The organism is Streptomyces sp. NPDC018031, assembly GCF_044327625.1.
Lineage (GTDB): Bacteria > Actinomycetota > Actinomycetes > Streptomycetales > Streptomycetaceae > Streptomyces.
The window spans coordinates 210,507-229,206 of the sequence record NZ_JBIRFT010000011.1 but is presented as its reverse complement, the minus strand read 5'-3'; the positions used below and the strand labels follow the sequence as shown (position 1 = coordinate 229,206).

Genomic DNA, 18,700 nt, shown 5'->3' with positions numbered 1-18,700 from the left:
TCAACGTCCTATGGGCCCTGCTTCGTGACGGACGGTGCTACAGCCCAGTACCACACGTCACGCTTGCTGCTTGACAACTCCATTAGAAATCGTCGGCGCCGTTGCGCAGTTCGTGCGTCCAGTAGCCGGTCTTGGCGACCGCGTCGTCCACCGCGATGCCGCCCCGCGGAGCGGTGACGACCTTGCTGCCCTCGGCCGGGCCGTCGGCGGCGAAGAGGTTGACGTAGAAGGAGGTGACGGTGCGGGTCTTCTCGTCGACGCCGCCGTCGTTGACGCGGACGGCCGCGTACGCCGGGGCACCGGGGTTCAGCACGAGCGGGGCGCCCGGCTTGCTCTTGGCCACCGACGGCACGTCCTTGGCGGTCTGCAGGTCGCCGAAGGCGATCAGCGGGTACCGCAGCAGGGTGCAGGCCCGGCCCGAGACGTTGGTCGCGGTCAGCGTGATGTGCGTGGTCGGCACACCGGCCTGCTTCGCCGCCGAGATCCTCACGTCGTCCGCGGCGCAGACCGGGGTCTTGCCGCCGGTCCGCTTTCTGGCACCGGCCTGCGTGGCGACAGCGGAGGAGCCGGAGTCGGGGTTCTCCGAGCCGGCGGTGACCTCGCCCGCCTTGCCCGGCGCGGCCGCACCACCGGCGGTCGTGACGCTTCCCACCTCGCCGGCGCCGGCCGCCCTGGCGGATGCGGCCCCCTGGTGCTTCCCGCCGTCCTCCCCGGCGAAGGCGGTGAACGAGAGCCCCAGGACGGCGGCAGCGGTCGCGGCGAGTACGGCGGGGCGGCTGATGGTGGCGGTACGCATGGAGAGACTCCCCCTGTGGTGCGGTCGGTGTGGCCGGCGCCAGGTGCGGCATCCGGACGACTCACAGCTTGGGTCCCCGCGCTGCCGCTCCGCTGACGTACCACTAACGCCCGCTAACGGCGCCCTGCCGTGCCTTCGGGCAGCTCACCGCGGTCGCGCCGGGGTGGAGGCTCTGGCCCCGGGGGAGGTGGGGCCAGAGCCTCGTGATGCGTATGTCCGCGGCGCGGGATTTCATGTACGCGGCCGGCCCGGGGTCGGCGGCGGTCCGGGCGCCGCGTGGCCGTGGCGAACGGCCACCGCGACGCGAACGGCCCTCTCCGGCCGTGCTGTTAGCGTGGCCCCCGGACGAGGGGAGAGACGGCACGTGACATCGGCTGTGTTTCGTATCGGCGGGGATCTGGAGGTCCGGCGGCTCGGCTTCGGGGCGATGCGCCTGCCGACGGAGCCTGGGCCGGAGCGGGAGTCCTCGATCGCGGTCGCCCGGCGGGCCGTCGAGTCGGGCGTCACCCTGATCGACACCGCGTATCTGTACGGCGGAGGAGCCAACGAGGAACTGCTGGCCGAGGCCCTTCACCCCTATCCGGACGACCTGCTGGTGACGACCAAGGTCGGCGTCGCCCGGTCCGGCCCGGCGGGTGAGTGGAAGCTCGACGGGCGTCCCCGGGTGCTGCGCGATCAGGTCGAGCGCGCCCTGCGCCGGCTGCGCGTCGAGCGGCTCGAACTGCTGCAACTGCACCGTGTCGACCCGGAGGTACCGCTCGCCGACCAGGTCGGCACCTTGCGGGAGCTGCGGGACGAGGGCAGGATCGGCCGGATCGGGCTGTCCGAGGTCACCGTCGACGAACTCGCCCGGGCACGGGCGATCGTCGACATCGCGAGTGTGCAGAACCGCTACAGCGTGCTCGACCGGGAGCATGAGCCGGTGCTGGCGGCGTGCGAAGCGGCCGGGATCGCGTTCCTGCCGTGGCGCCCGGTCGCCTGGGGGGAGGCCGGGGCGAGGGCCGAGATCGCCGCCGTGGCGGCCGAGGCCGGCGCCACCCCCACGCAGGTCGCGCTCGCCTGGCTGCTCGGCCACTCGCCGGTCCTCCTTCCGATCCCGGGCACGGCGCGGCTCGACCACCTGGCGGAGAACCTCGCCGCGGCGGCGCTCCGTCTGGACCCGGCCCACCGCGACCGCCTGGACCGGCTGTCGGAGCCGGAGTAGGGGTGCCCGTCCGGCGGGGCGGGGGCAGGGCCGGTGGCCGCCCCGCCGGACGGCCGGCTCCCTCTCCGCCCTCGGCTCTCTGTCCGAGGTCGGTGAGGGACGCGGAGTCCCTCACCCCTCCCCCGGCACCCCCGGCGCTCCGCTGACGGGCAGCTGTCCGGCGGCGCCGGCCAAGCCGCGGCACCGGTGCCCGCGCCGGTTCGCGGGCGGCTCCCCCGGCCCTTCCGGCCGGCGCCTCCCGCCGACGGGAGGCACCGGCCGGGCGGGCACCGGCCCGCGGGACTCCGCGGGGCCGGCTGCTCCTCCGGGCTCGTCGGCGTCCGGTCGGCGCGCGCCCGTCGTCCCGGCCGGAGCGTCACCCGGCGGGCGGACGGGTCGCGCCGGACCGGACGTGCGGCACCGGGCCTCCGGCCACCTCCAGCCGCGGCCAGTCCGCGAGGTCGCGCAGCAACTGCCGGTCGTGGGTGGCCACGACGACGGCCGCGCTCGTGGCGCGGATGGCCGCGGTGACCTCGTCGACCAGTGCCGACGACAGGTGGTTGGTCGGCTCGTCGAGCAGGATCAGCCCGGGCCGCCCGGCCAGTGCCAGCGCCAGGTCCAGGCGCCGCCGCTGCCCCTGGGACATCCGCCCGACCGGGATGCGCATCGCGTCGGAGTCCAGCAGTCCGAGCGCACCGAGCGGGACGGCGTCGGCGTCGCGGAGCGCCCCGCGGGCCACCAGCCGCCCCACCCGGCGGGCGTGCGCCTCGCGGGCGGTGAGTTCCGGGTCGAGCTCGGCGGTCTCCTGGCCGACCCGCACCACCCGCGTCCCGTTCGCCGTCCGGACGTGCCCGGCGGTGGGGTCCAGCGCACCGGCCAGTACCGCGAGCAGCGTGGACTTCCCGGCGCCGTTCGGCCCGGTGACCAGCAGCCGGTCGCCGCCGTCGAGGGTGAGGTCGACCGGGCCGGCCAGCCGCCCGTCGACGGCGACGCCGTGCGCCCGCAGCTGCGGCGCCCCGGGCCGGACCCCCGGCTCCGGCCAGCGCAGCGCCGGCGGCGGCTCCGGCACGTCGATCCGGTGTGCCTCCAGGGCCTCCCGCTGACGGTTCAGCGCCTGCACCACGCCCGGCGCGCGGGACTGGCGCTGGTGCTTGCCGGTCCCCTTCTCCGGCCGCCAGCCGGTGGCGAGCCGGTCGCGGGCCCTGGACACCGCGTCCTGCAGCCGCCGGTGCTCGGCCTGCTGCTCCTCGTGGTCCTGCTCCCAGCGCTCCCGTTCGCCCTGCCGGGCGTCCTGCCAGGCGTCGTAGCCGCCGGCGTACAGGCGCGGCCTGGTGTCCCGGGTCGGGTCGAGGTCGAGGAACCGGTCCGCGACGTCGCGCAGCAGCGCCCGGTCGTGGCTGACGACGGCGAGGCCGCCGTCGTGCTCACGCAGCCTGCGGGTCAGGAAGTGCAGCCCGTCGGCGTCGAGGTGGTTGGTCGGCTCGTCGAGCAGCAGGATGTCGTGCCGCGCGCCGAGCAGGCACGCCAGCCGGACCCGGTAGCGCTGCCCCACCGAGAGCGTGGGCAGCGGCCGGTCGCGGTCGGTGCAGGCACCGAGGGCCTCGAGAGCGACGTCGACGCGGCGTTCGGCGTCCCACGCGTCGAGCCGGGTGGCGGCGTCGAGCGCGGCGGCGTAGCGGTCGCCGGCGGCGGGGTCGCCCTGGGTCATGGCGCGTGCCGCCTCGTCCAGGGCGCCGAGGGCCGCGCGCGAGGCGGCCAGCGCCGCCGCGGTCAGGGTGCCGACGGTCTCCCCGGCACGGGCGGACAGCTCCTGGCGGGCCAGGCCGATCGTGCCGGCCCGGCGCACGGTGCCTTCGTCGGGGGTGATCAGACCGGCGAGGACGTGCAGCAGCGTCGTCTTGCCACGGCCGTTCTCGCCGACGACGGCGACCGGTGACCGGGCGGACACGGTGACCGAGACGTCGTTCAGGACGCGCCGGGACCCGCGGGTGACGGTGACGCCCTCGGCGCGGACGTGTGCGCCGGCGCCCGCCTCGACGGGCAGGGGCAGGGGCAGGGCTTCGGGGTTCGGGGTGGGGTTCACGGGTGCTCCGCAGCTCGCAGTGGAGCCGGGCAGCGGTCAGCGGCCGCCCGGCGGGAACCGGGACGGCGAGCGCGGATTCAGCAGAGGGAAGGCGCCGCCGTCAGCGGGCGGATCGGACCTTCTGCGACCAGATACCTCGTGCCATGACCGCCATGCTAGCAGCGGCCGCGCCCCGGTTCGCGGGCGAATCGTGGCGCCCCGGCCGGCCGGCGCGCCGGCACCGGGGACCCGGCGTCCGGCGGCGCGGGCGGGCCCGGCCCCGGCCCGCGTCCGCCCGCGACCGAGCCGGACATCCCCGCCGGGGCCGCCGCCACACCCCTGGCCAGGGACCATCGCGGCCCGGGCGGAGGCGGCACGGCACCCCGCCCCCGGGCAGGCCCTCGCCCCGCGGGCCGCCGCGGGGGCGGCGCGGCCGTTCCGGGTCCCGGTACGGTGTGCCCGCTGAGCCGACACTCCGTCACGTTAGTGTGCGGCCGTGAATCTTCATGTCGTCATAGGTTTCGGACCGGCCGGTGCGGCCACCGCCCGGCTGCTGGCCGGCAAGGGACATCCGGTACGCGTCATCACCACGTCGGGGCGGAGCCCGGAGCCCGGCATCGAACACGTGGCGGTGGACGCGGCGGACAGCAAGCGGCTGATCGACGCCACGCGGGGCGCGGCCGTGATCTACGGTTGCGCGGCGCCGCCCTACCCGCGCTGGGCGAGCGCCTGGCCGCCGCTGGCCGCGTCGGTCTGCGCGGCGGCCGAGGCCACCGGGGCGGTGCTGGTCATGCTGGGCAACCTCTACGGCTACGGTCCGGTCGCGGGCAGCATGACGGAGGACCTGCCGCTCGCGGCGACCGGCCCCAAGGGGCGGGTGCGCGCCGCCGTGTGGGAGCGGGCACTGGACCTGCACCGGCAGGGACGCATCCGGGCGGTCGAGGTGCGGGCCTCGGACTTCTTCGGCCCCGGCGTCACCGACGGCGGGCACCTGGCCGCGCGGGTGGTACCGCGCCTGCTGCGGGGCAAGCCGGTCTCCACGCTGGGGGACCCGGAGGTGCCGCACAGCTGGACGTACCTCCCCGATGTGGCCAGGGCCCTGGTGGAGGTGGCGGGCGAGGAGCGGGCGTGGGGGCGCGCCTGGCACGTTCCGACGGAGCCCGCCGTGTCCACCCGGGAGATGGTCGACCGCCTCGCCGCCCGGGCCGAGGTGGGGCCGGTCGCGGTGCGCAGGGTGCCACCGGCCCTGCTGGGCGTCGCCTCGGTGTTCTCCCCGCTGGTGCGCGAGTTGCGGGAGGTCCGCTATCAGTTCGACCGTCCGTTCGTCGTCGACGCGCGGGCCTACGAGGCGGAGTTCGCGGTGCGGGCCACCCCGGTCGACGAGCAGGTCGGGGCGACGGTGGACTGGTGGCGTGCGCGCCTGGCCGTCGACGGGTGAGGGCCGGGCGGAGGCCGGACCGGGACCGTTGAACCGCTGCCGCCGGTCGGCTCGGGGCGGTCGGCCGCCGGCCGGCACCGGTCGGTCCGCCGCTCGGCGGACCGACCGCAGGACGGGGGTCGGGGGTCACGGCCGGGTGCCGGCGGCCCGGGCCGGCCGGCGGCCGCATCGGCGTGGCCGGACCGGTTCCGCATGAGGTGCGCCACAGCCGCCGGCCGTACGGTGATCCACCACTTGGTAGCCGATGGAATCCATGCGGCTTTCGCCATGAAATGCCCGAGTTGCTATGTCATGGTTTCCACCTTTCATCCCCATGCATCCCCAGGGGAACAACGGATTCCTCCGCCTCTTCCCCACCCCCGCGCACTCTGGTAGACGTGGCATAACTCGTTCGATTTCCCTCGAAAGCACCGCCATGAACCAGAGCGCCGATTCCGACTACCTGACCTTCACCATTGACCTCACCGCCGAGGAGGCCCGCCGCCGGGCCGAGGTCGTGGCGGCACTCGGTCCCGACTGGGACCCGGTGGCCGTCCTTCGCGAGGAGGAGGCCGCGTACACCCTGCTCTACTCGGGCCTGGACGCCGAGCAGCAGCGGATCCACGCCATGCTGGTGGCGGCCGGTGTGCTGCCCGAGGGAGAGCCGGGCCGTGCGGCTTCCCATTGATCCGCACGCCGACCGCGCGCGCCGGGCCTGGGCCCGCTGCCCGGGGTGCGACGACGCGCGGGACTGCGCCGGCTGCGCCCAGGGCCGCAGCTGTCCGGAGCACTGGCGCTACCTGATCTCCAACAAGGGCCCTCGGGTCCATCTGCAGTGCCCGAACTGCACCCGCGCCTGGACCCTGGACACCGCCCGCGACCGCGGGCCCCGCGGCTGACGTCGCGCGGGCCGCGGTGGCACGCCGCCCGGAAGGGGGACCGCCGCCCGCTTCCGGCGGCCGGCCCCCGCCGGGACCGCGCTCAGCCGATGGACCCCGTCCGCCCGGCCGCCACCTGCCACCGGTACGCCGCCGGCGAAGCGGTCGAGGTGTACCCCCGCAACGGGCACGAGGGGAGCGGCCGCGTGCCCGAGCGGCTGCGGCCCGCCGTCGTCCGCGACCGCACCGGCTGACGCACCGCCGGGCGCGCGCCCGGGCCTCCGCCCCGTCCGCCGCCCCTCGCCGCCCCGGCGGACCCCGAAGTCCCACGTCCTGAGACCAGTGGCCTTTCTTCGTTCCGGGCGTTGTCCGGCCATGGCCCGCGTGCTTCAATCCCTGGTGCTCGGTGTGAACAGTGGTGCGGAAGGTGTGCCTCGGCCCCGGTCGGCCTGACGACGCCCCTGGGACACCGGTGCGGTCGAGACCCGGCACGGTGCGTCCGGCCGTGCGCGCTCACCGGCGCCGGCCTCCACCTGAAGAACCAGGTCTGCTGCGGAAAGGCTCGCGGATGCGACGGACTACCGGACGCTCGGAAGCGGCCGAGGAAGAACTGGCACTCGCCCTGCGCACCGGCCCGTTCCACCGCGCCCTGCGCACCGCCCTCACCGTCCGCGGGCTGGCCCTGCACCGCGTGCAGCACCGTCTCGCGCAACGGGGGGTCCATGTGGCGGTCGCCAGCCTGAGTTACTGGCAGCAAGGGGCGCGTGTGCCCCGCCGGGCCGAATCACTGCGCGCGGTACGGGCGCTGGAGGACATCCTGCAACTCCCCCCGCAGGCGTTGACCCGGCTCCTCGCCCCGGCCCCCGCCGCGGACGGCCGGCCCCCCGTACGCTCCTACCGGACCCTGCTGGAGAAGTCGGAATCGGTCGCCCGGCTGATCGCGGAGCTGGATTCGCCGTCCTCGACCGGGCTGCGGACCCTGTGCCACCTGGAGCGCATCCGGATCGGTTCGCGACGGGAGTTGTCCGTGCGTGAGTCGCAGCACGTGGTGCGCGCGCAGCGGGACGGCGTGGACCGCTTCCTCGTGATCCACCAGGGGGAGCTCGGATGTGAACCGCGGCGGATGCGGATACGCGCGACGGACGACTGCCGCCTCGGGCGGTCGCGATGGGACACCGGCGCCGGTGTCCTGGTCGCCGAGTTGCTCTTCGACACCCGGCTGCGCACCGGGGACACGCACGTCTTCGGGTTCGCGGTCCAGGACGGCACCGGCGGGGAGAGCACCGAATGGTTCAAGTGCTTCCCGTGCGCCGGCGGCCACTACACGCTGCAGGTGCGGTTCGACCCCGGCGCCCTGCCGGTGCGCTGCCGGCGGTTCGCCCAGGGGCCGGTCGGCGGGGCCCGTACCAGCCAGGGGGAGCTCACCGTGAGCGGGCAGCACCGCACGGTCCACCTGGCCGAGCAGGACGTGCGGCCCGGCACTCTGGGCATCGACTGGGACTGGTCCTGATCGCCGCGGGGCCCCGCCCCCGCCCGTCCCGCCCGCCGCACTGAGCGCCTCGGTCACGTGCGGGCGGTGGGCGGACCCGCGCCGCCCGGCCCGTCCGTCCCGTCCTCGTCGACCGCGTCACCGTCGCCTCCGGCCCCGGGCCACCACGTCACCGCCTCGCGGCCGGACGGAGCGACGCGCACCTTCACCGCCGACGCGGTGCTCGCCGACCTGGGCTCCGGGCCGGCCGCCCCGCCGGGTCTCGTCGCCGGCCCGGACGGGTACTGCCCGCCGGAGGACCAGCACCCGCGGTCCGTGTCGCCGGCGACCTGAAGGGCTCCCGGACGCAGCGCATCGCGGTGGCCATGGGCGACGGCGCGCCCGGGCGGCGCCGGCGCGGTACCACCGGGTCCGGGCCGGGTCCGGCCGGCCCGGGCACTGGGCACCGGCCGGGCGGGCGCTCCGCCGGTGACCGGAGGGGGCCGCCGGCCGGCTTCCGATCCCCGCCGTGTTCCGGCGCGGGAACCCGGTCGGTCCACGGCCGCGCCGCCGGGTGCACTCGGCCGCGAAGGACGTTCACCGATCACACTTGACTTGGATAGCGCCACTATCCATTATGTTGGATAGAGACACTATCCAAGGAGTGGCGATGTTCACCGTGCTCGAAGCGGGACGCACCTACCGGATCGACGCCGAACTGGTCGACGGCCGGCTCATCGCGGCCGCGGACCGTCCGCTGCTCGGCTGGGAGCCCAGGTCGTACGGCTGGTGCCGCGACGACGCCTGCCTGCCCGCCTCCCGCGCCGCCGGCGCCGAGCGGGACGGCGGCATCGACGTCGTCGCCTTCGCGGAACTGACCGGCCGGATCGCGGTCCTCGACGCCGCCGAGCGCGTACTGGCCCTCGGGCACACCGCCACCGGACTGTCGGCGGCGGCCGCCCCGGACTTCACCCTCGACGGCACGACCCTCTCCGACCACCGGGGCAGCAAGGTGGCCCTGGTCTTCTGGGCCTCCTGGTGCGGCTGCCGCTACGACCTGCCGGCCTGGCAGGAGCGGCACGCCGCGCTGGCGTCCCAGGGCTTCACCGTCATCAGCGTCGCCGCCGACCGCAACGCCGAGGACGCCCGACCCTGGATCGACGAGGCCGAGGTCACCCACCCCGCGCTGATCGACGTGGACGGGGTGGTCGCCGAGCTCTACAACGTCATCAACGTCCCGACCGTGGTGTGGATAGACGAGGAGGGGCGGATCGTGCGCCCGCAGGACACCCAGACCGCGACCGATCTCTTCCGCTCGATGAACGGTCTGGACTCCCAGGCGTCCCTGGACGCGCTGCGCCGCTGGGTGACCGAGGGGGACGCGGGCCTCACCCCCGGCCAGGTCGCCGAGCACCTGCGCGTCCCCACGGCCGCGGAGCAGAAGGCCCGGGCGCATGCCCGTCTGGGCGTGTGGCTCGCCCGTGGCGGAAAGCCCGACGCGGCGCGGCGCCACCTGGCGGCGGCCGGTGACCTCGCGCCGCACGACCTCGCCATCCGCCGCGGTCTGATGCCGGTGACGGGTGAAGACCCGTTCGGCGACGCCTTCTTCGCGATCCGGGGCGAGCTCGAGGAAGCGGGGATCCCCATCTACCGGCCGCTGCCGCTGCCGGACCGGGCCTGAGTGCGGCCCGTCCGGAAGCCGACGGCGGGCGACCGCCGCCGGGTACGCGCGCCGAGGCACCGGGCGCACCACGGCGGCCCGGTCCGGGGCCGCGGCCTCAGCCGTCCAGCAACCGCCAGGCGGTGAGGGCGAGTCTGGCCCGCAGCAGTCCGGCGGGCTCGGTGAGTTCGACGCCCAGTGTGCCGCCGATCTGGTCGAGCCGGCGGGCCACGCTGCTGTGGTGCAGGTGGAGGACGTCGGCGGCCCGGCGCAGCGAACCGGTGGCGCAGTAGGCGTCCAGCGTCTCCAGGTCATCCGGGCCGGCGGCGACCCGGGCCACGGCCGCCACGTCGGCGTTGTCCCGCACGATGTCCTGGGGTACCTCCGCGAGCAGCGCCAGCGCCCCCAGGTCGGCGTGGTGGACGACCGGTCGGCGCGGCGTGGTGAAGCGGAGCGCGGTGCGGGCCCGTCGCCAGGAGTGGTGGGGGCAGTCGGCGGTGCCGATGCCCGCGCGTACGTCCGCCGGGAACCGGGTGGCGTCGACGCCGGTGGCCAGGACGACCCCCACGTCGGCGAGTGTGGCCGCCTTCACCGGACCGGCCGGGCAGATCCGGGTGCCGACCCGGTCGAGTGGCAGCTCCGAGCGTATGGCGACGACATGGACCGGCAGACCGGCGGCGAAGCCCAGCAGCCGCAGCGCGCGGGCCCGGGCGGCCTCGTCGACGCCGGCGCTGACGACCAGTTCGACCAGGGCCGGGTCGGCCATGGTGGTGCGCGCCGGGCCGTACCGTTCGACGACCGCCGCGGTGGCGATCGCGAGCCGGTCCAGCAGCACGTCGTCGAGCGGGCCGGGCGCGTCGGGGCGCTCCAGCCACACCGTGCCGATCTCCTCCTCGTCGAGGGTGACCGGCGCCGCGGTGGACGCGGGCCGCGGCGGCGTGGCGGCTTCCCTGCCGTCGGGCGCGATGCGGATCACCCGCCCCGTGCCGTGGACCCGGATCCCGGCCACGCAGCCGGACAGGCCGGCCGAGGACCGGGCGAGCGCCGGGAGGTCCACCCGCCGGCGCATCAACGTGTCGTAGAACGCCACGACCCGGATCGCGCCGTGGACGTGCGAATCCAGGTCTGACAGCCGTTCGGACAGTGCCTCCATGCCAGGAGGATAAGCGCCACCGGGAGCGGAGACCGCCGATCGGCGCGCAACCGCGGTCCGATGCCCGACGGCTGGCGGATGATCCGGCGGCGGCCGGCGGTGAGGATGGCCGGTATCGCCCCCAAACCCCGGCATCCGTCCCGCTGTTCCTCCGTGCCGGCTCCGGTGCGGGGGTGACCTCGGTGGACCACCGGTCCACCCCGAGCACCGGTTGCCGGCCGCCTTGGCCCGGCGCCCACACCACGCTCACGAAGACAGGAGCACGATGACCACCACCGACCAGGCCCCGGCGAGCGAGCGGTCCGCACCGCCGCCGGGTGCCGAATCCGCCGCGGGACGGCGCATGACGGGGCTGCTGCGCCCCTATGCCTGGAAGTTCGCCGCCGTGGTGGTGTTGCAGGTGATCGGCGCCGTCGCGGGGCTGGCACCGCTGCTGGCGGTCGCCGAACTGGGCCGTGCCCTGCTGTCGCCCGGACCGGTCGATCACGACCATGTCCGGATCGTCGTGTTCGCGGGCGGGGCCGGCCTGCTGGTCCGGCTGCTGTTCACGGCCGCGTCGGCCGGCATCGGGCATGTCCTCGACGGCCAGGTGCAACTGTCCTTCCGCCGGCAGCTGGCCGCGCGGCTGGGGCGGGTCCCGCTCGGCTGGTTCTCGCGGCGCCGGACCGGTGAGCTGGCCAAGGTGGTGGGCGAGGACGTCAGCGCCGTGCACCCGTTCATCGCGCACACCCCCGGGGAGCTCGTCTCCGCGTTCGTGGTGCCGCTGGTGTCGCTGGTGTATCTGTTCACCGTCGACTGGCGGCTCACGCTGATCACGCTGGTACCGGTGGTGCTGGCAGTGGCGCTGGTGCCCCTGATGATGACCCCGGCCCGGCTGCGCGAGCAACGGGAGTTCGACGCCGCCATGGGGCGGATCGCGAGTTCCGTCGTCGAGTTCGTGCAGGGCATCGCGGTGGTCAAGGCGTTCGGCGGAGCCGACCGCGCGCACCGCCGGTTCCGCACCGCCGTGGACGGCTTCGTCGGCAGCTTCTCCCGCATGGTGCACGGGCTGTCCGGCATCGCCGCGGGGATGCAGGTGGTGCTGTCGCCGCCGTTCGTGCTGCTGGTCGTGCTGGTCGGCGGCGCGGCCCGGATCACCGACGGCGGCATGCCCCGGGCCGACCTGCTGCCCTTCCTGCTGCTCGGACTCGGCCTGACCGCTCCGGTGGCGGCCCTCGGTCACGGCTTCGACGACCTGCAGGCCGCCCGCCGGGCGGTCGGCAGGATCCGGGACGTGCTCGGGGTGGAGTCGCTGCCGGCCCCCGCGCGCCCGGTCGCCCCGGAGGGCCACCGGGTGGAATTGCGTGACGTGCGGTTCGGTTACGAACCCGGTCACGAGGTGCTGCGCGGCATCGACCTGACACTCGAGCCGGGTTCGGTGACCGCGATCGTCGGACCGTCGGGGAGCGGCAAGTCCACCCTGGTGCAGCTGCTGCCGCGGTTCTTCGACCCCACTGGCGGATCGGTCCTGCTGGGCGGTGTGGATCTGCGGGACCTCGCCGACCGGGACCTCTACCGGACGGTCTCCTTCGTCTTCCAGGACGTTCGCCTGCTGCGCTGTTCGGTCGCGGACAACATCGCGCTGGCGGTACCGAACGCCGACCGCGGAGAGGTGGTGCGCGCCGCCGAACTGGCGCACATCCACGAGCGGATCACGGAGCTGCCGCGCGGCTACGACTCGGTGATCGGTGAGGATGCCGGACTGTCGGGCGGCGAGGCGCAGCGGATCTCGCTCGCGCGTGCCCTGCTGGCCGACGCCCCGGTTCTGGTGCTCGACGAGGCGACCGCCTTCGCCGACCCGCAGACCGAACAGGCGGTGCGCCGGGCCCTGGCGGCGCGGCGGGGCCGGCGGACGATCCTGGTCATCGCCCACCGGCTGGAGACGATCGCGGACGCCGACACCGTCGTGATGCTGGAGAACGGGTCGATCGTCGAACGCGGCAGGCCCGCCGAACTGCTGGCCCGGAACGGCAGGTTCGCCGCGTTCTGGCGGTCCCACCGGTCGGCGGACACCGACGGGGCCGGTCCGGACGACGGGGCGGCACCGGCGGACGGGTGGACGGGGAAGGACGAGCGACCGTGATGACCCATGGCCTGGTCGAACCGACGGAGATGTACCTGCGCACCATTCTCGAACTGGAGGAGGAGGGGATCGTGCCGCTCCGGGCGCGGATCGCCGAGCGGCTCCGGCAGAGCGCCCCGACCGTCTCGCAGACCGTGGCCCGGATGCAGCGCGACGGCCTGGTCCGGGTGGCCGGCGACAGGCGGCTGGTGATGACGGAGACGGGCCGCCGACGGGCCGTGCGGGTGATGCGCAAGCACCGGCTGGCCGAACGCCTGCTGGCGGACGTGATCGGTCTCCGGTGGGAGGACGTGCACGTCGAGGCGTCCCGCTGGCAGCACGTCATCTCCGACGCGGTGGAGGTCCGGTTGATGGACCTCCTGGGCCACCCGGCCACCTGCCCGCACGGCAGCCCGCTGGCCACGCTGGCGGACTCCGGCACCGCGCCCGAGCCCGTCCTCACCCTGACCGGCGCGGCCACCGCCGCCGAGCGCGCGGTGCGGGTCGTCCGGATCGGCGAGCGGCTCCAGAACGACCCCGCGGTACTGCTGCGGCTGGCACACGCCGGGATACGGCCCGGCCGCACGGTGACGGTCCTGGCCGCCGAGGGCGGCGTGCGGATGACCGGCGAGGTGCCGGCGACGCTCCCCCGCGCACTCGGTGACCACATCTTCGTCGCACCTCACGGCGGCGCACCCCAAGGAGACGAGCCCCGATGATCCGAACGCTGCTGAGCGTCCTGGGACACGAGTACGCCCGGCCGGTGCGCCGCACCGTGGCCCTGATGACGGCGACCGCGACCGCCGAGGGCCTGTCCTACGCACTGCTGGTCCCGGTGCTGCGGGCACTGCTCGGGAACACACCCTCCGACGCCTGGCCCTGGCTCGTCGCGTTCGGTGCCGCCGTCGCGGTCTACGCGACGCTGCGCTACGTCAGCGACCGGTCCGGGTTCCGCGTCGGGACCACACTGCTGGGCGGGGTGTACCACCGGCTCGGCGACCACCTGGCCCGCCTGCCCATCGGCTGGTACGGAGCGGGCCGCGTCGGGGAGGTGTCCGTGCTGGCCGGCAGCGGCGTCCTGCAGGCGATGAGCGTGATCGCCCATCTGCTGGCACCGTTCATCGCCGCCGGCGTGACTCCCCTGACGATCGTCGCCGTCATGCTCGTCTTCAACTGGAAGCTGGGACTGGCCGCGCTGGCCGCCGTGCCCGTCGTGGCCGCGATCCAGCTCCGGGCGGGACGCTCGACGGCCGCGAGCGACACCGAGCGCGCCGAACGCGACCGCGAGGCCACCGACCGGGTCATCGAATACCTCCAGGCCCAGCCGGTGCTGCGGGCCGGCGGCCGGACCGCGGAACGCTTCGGGGCACTCGACGACTCCCTGCGGGCGATGGAGCGTGCGTCCCGCCGTTCCAGCCTGGCGGCCCTGCCCGGCGTGCTGGGCCTGGCGCTCGCGGTGCAGGCGATGTTCACCGTGTTGCTGGCGCTGGGCGCCTACCTCGCGCTCCGCGGCAGCATCGGTGCGGCGGAGGTCATCGCCATCCTGGTGCTGGCCGCCCGCTGTGCGGATCCGCTGCTGTCACTGGCCGAGATCGGCGGCCGGCTGCGCAGCGCCCGCTCCGAACTGCTGCGGCTCGACGCGGTGCTGCGCACCCCGCCGCTGCCGGAACCCGCCGAACCCGTCCGGCCGGTACGCCATGACCTCGCGTTCGAGTCCGTCACCTTCCGGCACGGCGAGCGCACGGTCCTCGACGGGCTGTCCCTGACGGTGCCGGAGAGGCAGCGGATCGCCGTGGTCGGCCCCTCGGGCGCGGGCAAGAGCACCCTGTTGCAGTTGCTCGCCCGGTTCTACGACGTGGACGCGGGCGCGGTACGGGTGGGCGGGGTGGACGTGCGCGCGGTCGACACCGAGGAGCTGATGGCACGGTTCGCCATCGTCTTCCAGGACGTCTACCTCTTCGACGGCACCATCGAGGAGAACGTGCGGCTCGGCCGGCCCGGCGCCGACGCGGCCGAGGTGCGGGCGGCGGCGGCCGCGGCGAGGCTGGACGAGGTGATCGCGCGGCTGCCGGGCGGCTGGGCGGCGCCCGTCGGCGAGGGCGGCGCACTGCTGTCGGGAGGTGAACGCCAGCGGGTCTCGATCGCGCGGGCGCTGCTGAAGGACGCGCCCGTCGTGCTGCTCGACGAAGTGACCTCCGCGCTGGACCCGGTGAACGAGGCCGCGGTCCACGAGGGCGTCGAACGCCTGATGGCGGGCCGGACGGTGGTGATGGTGGCGCACCGGATGCGGACCGTCCGACGCGCCGACCGCGTCGTCTTCCTGGACCGGGGCCGGATCGTGGAGGAAGGCGCCCATGACGAGCTGCTGCGCCGTGGTGGCCGCTACGCCGAGTTCTGGAACGCCTCCCTGGCACCGGCGGCGAGTGAGTGAGCCGGCCGGCGGTGCGCCCCCCGCGCGTCGGGGGTGACCGCCGCGGCCCCGACCGCACGGGCCCCGACCGCGGCCGCGGTGTGCGGGCGGTGCCCGCGCCCGGGGCACGGCCGCCGCCCGGTGGTGGCTGCGGGCTCCCCGCCGCGTGGAGCCCCGCCGTCACCGCCCCGGCTCGCTGCTGACCGCCTTGCCCGTGCCGGAGGCGGCGGCGCGGGCCGGGCAGGACGCCGGGGCCCGGGTGATGAGGGGTTCGACGACGAGGAGCTGGGCGGCGGCGAGGACGGCGCACAGGCCGGCGGTGACCGCCCACATCCAGCCGACGCCCGCGTGTTCGAGCAGCTGGGTCGCGGTGACCGGGGCGGCGACGGTGGCGAGGCCCCAACTGGTGCCGTAGGCGGCCAGATAGCGGTCGGTGCCGCCGGGCGGCGCCAGGTCGGCCACGACGCCGAGGACGCGGCCGAGGACGAGCACATCGCCCAGGCTCCACACGGCGGTGGCGAGCACGAAGGCGGGCAGGGTGGGCGCCATCGCGTAACCGGCCAGGCCGGCTGCGAGCAGGAGGTAGCCGAGGGCGAGTGCGTGCGCGGTGCGCAGGGCGGCGAGGCGGCGCAGGCGCAGCGCGGGCTGGGCCGCGACGATGGTCAGGGCCGAGGTGGTGAAGAGCAGTCCGGCGTCGGCGGGCTCCAGGCCGCGCCGGTCGAGGGAGAGCGGCAGCGCCATCACGATCTGCATGGCGACGAGCGCGAAGGCCGTCCCGGAGACGAACATGGCCCACAGGGCGCGGTCCCGCCAGGGGTGGACCGGGTCGTCGGGTACGCCACGCGGCCCGACCGGCTGCCGGGGACGGTCGGCGGGCAGCGCGAGGTGGACGATGAGCGCACAGGCCAGGCAGGTGAGTGCGTCGACGACGAACAGCCAGCGCAGATCCCACCGGCCCACGCTCGCCGCGATCAGTCCGGCGCCGGTCCCGCCGACCGCGAGCGCCGCGTTGAGCAGGCTGTACGCGCGCACCCGCTCGGCGGGGCCGACGGCGTCGGCGATCAGCGCCTGGCTCGGCGGCTCGTACAGCTCGAACGTCAGGCCGAGCGCGATCGCGCAGGCCGCCACCGCGGCCAGCGAGCCGGCGGTGGCGATCCCCAGCTGGGCGAGACCGCAGCCGGCCAGGCCGAGCACGATCGTCCGGCGGCGCCCGAGCCGGTTCGCGAGCCGGCCGCCGGCCAGCCGGGACGGGATCGTCGCGAGCCCGAAGGCCGCCGAGAGCACACCGGCCGTCGTGGCGCTCGCCCCGTACTCGGTGCTGATCAGGACGGTCAGGAACGGCAGGGAGAAGGCGCCGAGCCGGTTGATCGCCCGCGCCACCACCAGCAGCCATACGGTCCGCGGCATGCTCGCCACCCCTCGAATAACTGTCGAATCGAGTAACGTCAGGTACGGACGCTATTCCGGAAGGAGTGACTGGTCAAGTGATGTTCGACAGTCACGTGGCGGTGCTGCTGGACCAGGCCGTATCGCTCGTGAACACCCTCACCGACGGCGAGGCACACGGTCGCGGGTACACCGCGCCGCGCGGCGCCGACCTCGTCGGGGCGATCGACGCCGCGGTCCCGCCCACCGCGGGGGCCGCCCTGCCGCGCCGTGTCGACACCGCGCAGGCGAAGCGCCTGGCCGGCACGGCGCGGTGCCTGCGCCGTGTCTTCCAGGCCGTGCAGGACGGACACCTCGACACCGCCGCCGAGGCCGTGAACGGCCTGCTGCGCGACACCGGCGCACGGCCGCGGCTGGCCCCGGCCGAGGACACGCCCTGGCGGCTGCACTTCCACGGCGCCGACGACTCGTTCGCGGCGGGGGTCGGCGCCGGCTGCGCCACCGCGCTCGCCCTCGCCGTGGGCGGCGGGCTCGCGAGCCGGCTCGGCGTGTGCCAGGCCGACCGCTGCGACCGGGTCTACGTCGACACCTCCCGCAACGCCGCCCGCCAGTTCTGCTCCACCGCCTGCCAGAACCGCACCAAGGCCGCGACGTTCCGCGCCCGCAGGAGCGCGGGCGGCTGACCCGCCACCGCGCCGGTATCCGGGCAGGCACCGGCCGCCTCCCGGAGGCCGGGGCGGCGCCTCCACCGGCCTGCCGCCGGGGCGGCCGCCACCGCTCCTCGGCGACGCCGTACGCTCCCGGCCCCCGGCCGGCCGCCGACACGCCGCCCCGGGGAGCCGCGGCGTCAGCGGCCACCGGGCCGGCGGGGGCCGGGCCGGCGGGGGCCGGGCCGGCGGGTCATCCGCCGGCAGCGGTCCGGCATCAGGCCCCGGGCCGGCCCCTTTCGCCCGTCGTCCAGAGGCGGAGCTTGTCGGGGTTGAGCACGGCCCGGATGTGGCCGGTCCGGTCCCCGGTGACGTCGAACGCCATCACCGAGACGGTGGCGCCGTCCAGTCGGGCCACCAGACCGGGCTGACCGTTGGCCGTGCCTCCACGAGCGTGACCTGGGACCCCGCGGCGGTCGCCGACCGGTCGGGGGACACGCCGGAGCCCGTGCCACGCCCGGTCAGGCGGCGCGCCCGGCCTTGAGTGCTGCCGCGGTGCCGACGACGCGCCCGGCCTGGTAGCGGGCCGCGCGACGGCTCCGCGGCGGGCGCGGTGGCTCCCCCGGCGGAGCCGCCGCGGCCGCGCCCCGCCCGCTGCCCCGCGGGTGGGGCGCGGCGGCATCGGAAGCGTCAACTCCATGTCCGCGGACGGTAACGAGCGTGTGTGGTGCGCGAGTTCGGCACCGCCGCCGTCGCATGCTCGGCTCGGCGTGACCGTACGTCAGTCGACCACCACGGGGGATCATGATGCGCACCTTCCGCACGGCCACTCATCGCACCTTCAGGCTCGGCACGCTGGGCCTGGCCACCGCCGCGCTGCTGGCGGCCACGGCCTGTGAGTCGGGGGACGACACGGCCGGCGACGCCCCGCCGGCGAAGCCCACCGCCACCTCCTCCGCGTCGACCCGGCCGGGCGGCTCATCCGGCACCGGCGGCGGCGGGGGCGACGCGGACACCACCGGTGGCGACGGCGGCAGTGCCACCGGTGGCGCGACCGGTAACACCGGCGGCACCTCGGGCGGCGCCGGGGACACCGCGGAAGACACCTGCACCGACGCCAACACCGACGTGGCCGCGGAGTTCGCCCTGCCCGCCCACAAGGACGACGCCAAGCTGCTGCTCACCGTCACCAACACCGGCCGCAAGCCCTGCAACCTGTTCGGCTATCCGGCGGTCCGGTTCGGCGAGGCGCAGTCGGTGCCGCCGGTCATCGAGAGCTCCAAGCCGCGGGCCGCGGTGGTCCTCGCCCCCGGCAGCCAGGGCTACGCGGGCGTTCTCACCAACCGGAGCAAGCCGGACGCCACCATCGAGAAGACCCTCACCGTCGCCTTCCAGGGCGAGAGCGTCGGCAGCGACACGGGCGAGGGCACGGCCGTCACACTGCCCGCGGCGGACGGCGTGGTCGTGGACGGCTCGATCCACGTGACCTACTGGCAGGGTGACTCGGAGAGCGCCGTGTCACCGCTGTTCTCCCACTGA

General features: G+C 75.6%; 17 protein-coding genes. 12 read left to right on the top strand and 5 right to left on the bottom strand.

Annotation, left to right across the window (positions count from 1 at the left end; all coding sequences use genetic code 11):
* Positions 1-82 precede the first annotated feature (82 nt).
* On the bottom strand, positions 83-796 hold the full coding sequence (locus ACH4B3_RS23830) for a DUF4232 domain-containing protein (protein WP_398465770.1): 714 nt from the start codon (positions 794-796) through the stop codon (positions 83-85).
* A 364-nt stretch (positions 797-1,160) separates the two neighbouring features.
* Here ACH4B3_RS23830 and ACH4B3_RS23825 point away from each other — a divergent pair, with 364 nt between their 5' ends.
* A complete protein-coding gene (locus ACH4B3_RS23825) occupies positions 1,161-2,000 on the top strand; it encodes an aldo/keto reductase (protein ID WP_398465768.1) in 840 nt (279 codons plus the stop codon).
* A 355-nt stretch (positions 2,001-2,355) separates the two neighbouring features.
* Here the strand turns inward: ACH4B3_RS23825 and ACH4B3_RS23820 are convergent, their stop codons facing one another.
* Positions 2,356-4,062: an ABC-F family ATP-binding cassette domain-containing protein gene (locus tag ACH4B3_RS23820; protein ID WP_398465766.1), complete on the bottom strand. Its 1,707-nt coding sequence runs from the start codon at positions 4,060-4,062 to the stop codon at positions 2,356-2,358.
* Positions 4,063-4,537: 475 nt separating this feature from the next.
* Between ACH4B3_RS23820 and ACH4B3_RS23815 the strand changes: the two genes are divergently transcribed.
* From ACH4B3_RS23815 to ACH4B3_RS23790, 6 genes are all read left to right on the top strand, one after another.
* Complete coding sequence (locus ACH4B3_RS23815; protein WP_398465764.1) at positions 4,538-5,479, top strand: NAD-dependent epimerase/dehydratase family protein; 942 nt, start codon at positions 4,538-4,540, stop codon at positions 5,477-5,479.
* A gap of 415 nt (positions 5,480-5,894) precedes the next feature.
* Positions 5,895-6,146 carry a DUF6400 family protein gene (locus ACH4B3_RS23810; protein WP_398465762.1) on the top strand — a complete coding sequence of 84 codons (252 nt, stop codon included), beginning with the start codon at positions 5,895-5,897 and terminating at the stop codon, positions 6,144-6,146.
* On the top strand, positions 6,130-6,357 hold the full coding sequence (locus ACH4B3_RS23805) for a hypothetical protein (RefSeq protein ID WP_398465760.1): 228 nt from the start codon (positions 6,130-6,132) through the stop codon (positions 6,355-6,357). Before ACH4B3_RS23810 ends, ACH4B3_RS23805 begins: the two co-directional genes overlap by 17 nt.
* A gap of 89 nt (positions 6,358-6,446) precedes the next feature.
* Positions 6,447-6,590: a hypothetical protein gene (locus tag ACH4B3_RS23800; RefSeq protein WP_398465758.1), complete on the top strand. Its 144-nt coding sequence runs from the start codon at positions 6,447-6,449 to the stop codon at positions 6,588-6,590.
* Between the two features lie 314 nt (positions 6,591-6,904).
* Complete coding sequence (locus tag ACH4B3_RS23795) at positions 6,905-7,846, top strand: hypothetical protein (protein WP_398465757.1); 942 nt, start codon at positions 6,905-6,907, stop codon at positions 7,844-7,846.
* Between the two features lie 595 nt (positions 7,847-8,441).
* Positions 8,442-9,485 (top strand): redoxin domain-containing protein, encoded by a 1,044-nt coding sequence (locus ACH4B3_RS23790; RefSeq protein WP_398465755.1) that lies wholly within the window; start codon positions 8,442-8,444, stop codon positions 9,483-9,485.
* A 97-nt stretch (positions 9,486-9,582) separates the two neighbouring features.
* Here the strand turns inward: ACH4B3_RS23790 and ACH4B3_RS23785 are convergent, their stop codons facing one another.
* Positions 9,583-10,617, bottom strand: coding sequence for a helix-turn-helix domain-containing protein (locus ACH4B3_RS23785; RefSeq protein ID WP_398465753.1), 1,035 nt, complete (start codon positions 10,615-10,617; stop codon positions 9,583-9,585).
* Between the two features lie 265 nt (positions 10,618-10,882).
* On the opposite strand from ACH4B3_RS23785, the gene ACH4B3_RS23780 reads away from it, so the two are divergent.
* Genes ACH4B3_RS23780 through ACH4B3_RS23770 form a run of 3 tightly spaced genes read left to right on the top strand, consistent with a single transcriptional unit; the run spans position 10,883 to position 15,149 of the window.
* Entirely contained in the window at positions 10,883-12,739 is a 1,857-nt protein-coding gene (locus ACH4B3_RS23780; RefSeq protein ID WP_398465751.1) for an ABC transporter ATP-binding protein, read from the top strand.
* The gene (locus ACH4B3_RS23775) at positions 12,739-13,437 is read left to right on the top strand and encodes an iron dependent repressor, metal binding and dimerization domain protein (protein ID WP_398465749.1); all 699 of its coding nucleotides are present in this window, start codon (positions 12,739-12,741) and stop codon (positions 13,435-13,437) included. The genes ACH4B3_RS23780 and ACH4B3_RS23775 overlap by 1 nt, the downstream gene beginning before the upstream one ends.
* Positions 13,434-15,149 carry an ABC transporter ATP-binding protein gene (locus ACH4B3_RS23770; protein WP_398465747.1) on the top strand — a complete coding sequence of 572 codons (1,716 nt, stop codon included), beginning with the start codon at positions 13,434-13,436 and terminating at the stop codon, positions 15,147-15,149. Before ACH4B3_RS23775 ends, ACH4B3_RS23770 begins: the two co-directional genes overlap by 4 nt.
* 159 nt (positions 15,150-15,308) lie before the next feature.
* Here ACH4B3_RS23770 and ACH4B3_RS23765 read toward each other — a convergent pair whose 3' ends face one another.
* Complete coding sequence (locus ACH4B3_RS23765) at positions 15,309-16,535, bottom strand: MFS transporter (RefSeq protein ID WP_398465745.1); 1,227 nt, start codon at positions 16,533-16,535, stop codon at positions 15,309-15,311.
* 80 nt (positions 16,536-16,615) lie between these two features.
* On the opposite strand from ACH4B3_RS23765, the gene ACH4B3_RS23760 reads away from it, so the two are divergent.
* Positions 16,616-17,197, top strand: a complete 582-nt coding sequence (locus ACH4B3_RS23760) for a CGNR zinc finger domain-containing protein (RefSeq protein ID WP_398465743.1) — start codon at positions 16,616-16,618, stop codon at positions 17,195-17,197.
* A gap of 241 nt (positions 17,198-17,438) precedes the next feature.
* Here ACH4B3_RS23760 and ACH4B3_RS23755 read toward each other — a convergent pair whose 3' ends face one another.
* Positions 17,439-17,579, bottom strand: coding sequence for a hypothetical protein (locus ACH4B3_RS23755; RefSeq protein WP_398465741.1), 141 nt, complete (start codon positions 17,577-17,579; stop codon positions 17,439-17,441).
* Positions 17,580-17,965: 386 nt separating this feature from the next.
* Here ACH4B3_RS23755 and ACH4B3_RS23750 point away from each other — a divergent pair, with 386 nt between their 5' ends.
* Positions 17,966-18,700: a DUF4232 domain-containing protein gene (locus ACH4B3_RS23750; RefSeq protein ID WP_398465739.1), complete on the top strand. Its 735-nt coding sequence runs from the start codon at positions 17,966-17,968 to the stop codon at positions 18,698-18,700.

Bases quoted from the DNA above. Each gene is read 5' to 3' on its own strand.
- ACH4B3_RS23830 (WP_398465770.1), bottom strand. From the start codon at position 796: ATGCGTACCGCCACCATCAGCCGCCCCGCCGTACTCGCCGCGACCGCT.
- ACH4B3_RS23810 (WP_398465762.1), top strand. From the start codon at position 5,895: ATGAACCAGAGCGCCGATTCCGACTACCTGACCTTCACCATTGACCTC.
- ACH4B3_RS23800 (WP_398465758.1), top strand. From the start codon at position 6,447: ATGGACCCCGTCCGCCCGGCCGCCACCTGCCACCGGTACGCCGCCGGC.
- ACH4B3_RS23795 (WP_398465757.1), top strand. From the start codon at position 6,905: ATGCGACGGACTACCGGACGCTCGGAAGCGGCCGAGGAAGAACTGGCA.
- ACH4B3_RS23790 (WP_398465755.1), top strand. From the start codon at position 8,442: ATGTTGGATAGAGACACTATCCAAGGAGTGGCGATGTTCACCGTGCTC.
- ACH4B3_RS23785 (WP_398465753.1), bottom strand. From the start codon at position 10,617: ATGGAGGCACTGTCCGAACGGCTGTCAGACCTGGATTCGCACGTCCAC.
- ACH4B3_RS23780 (WP_398465751.1), top strand. From the start codon at position 10,883: ATGACCACCACCGACCAGGCCCCGGCGAGCGAGCGGTCCGCACCGCCG.
- ACH4B3_RS23775 (WP_398465749.1), top strand. From the start codon at position 12,739: ATGACCCATGGCCTGGTCGAACCGACGGAGATGTACCTGCGCACCATT.
- ACH4B3_RS23770 (WP_398465747.1), top strand. From the start codon at position 13,434: ATGATCCGAACGCTGCTGAGCGTCCTGGGACACGAGTACGCCCGGCCG.
- ACH4B3_RS23765 (WP_398465745.1), bottom strand. From the start codon at position 16,535: ATGCCGCGGACCGTATGGCTGCTGGTGGTGGCGCGGGCGATCAACCGG.
- ACH4B3_RS23760 (WP_398465743.1), top strand. From the start codon at position 16,616: ATGTTCGACAGTCACGTGGCGGTGCTGCTGGACCAGGCCGTATCGCTC.
- ACH4B3_RS23750 (WP_398465739.1), top strand. From the start codon at position 17,966: ATGATGCGCACCTTCCGCACGGCCACTCATCGCACCTTCAGGCTCGGC.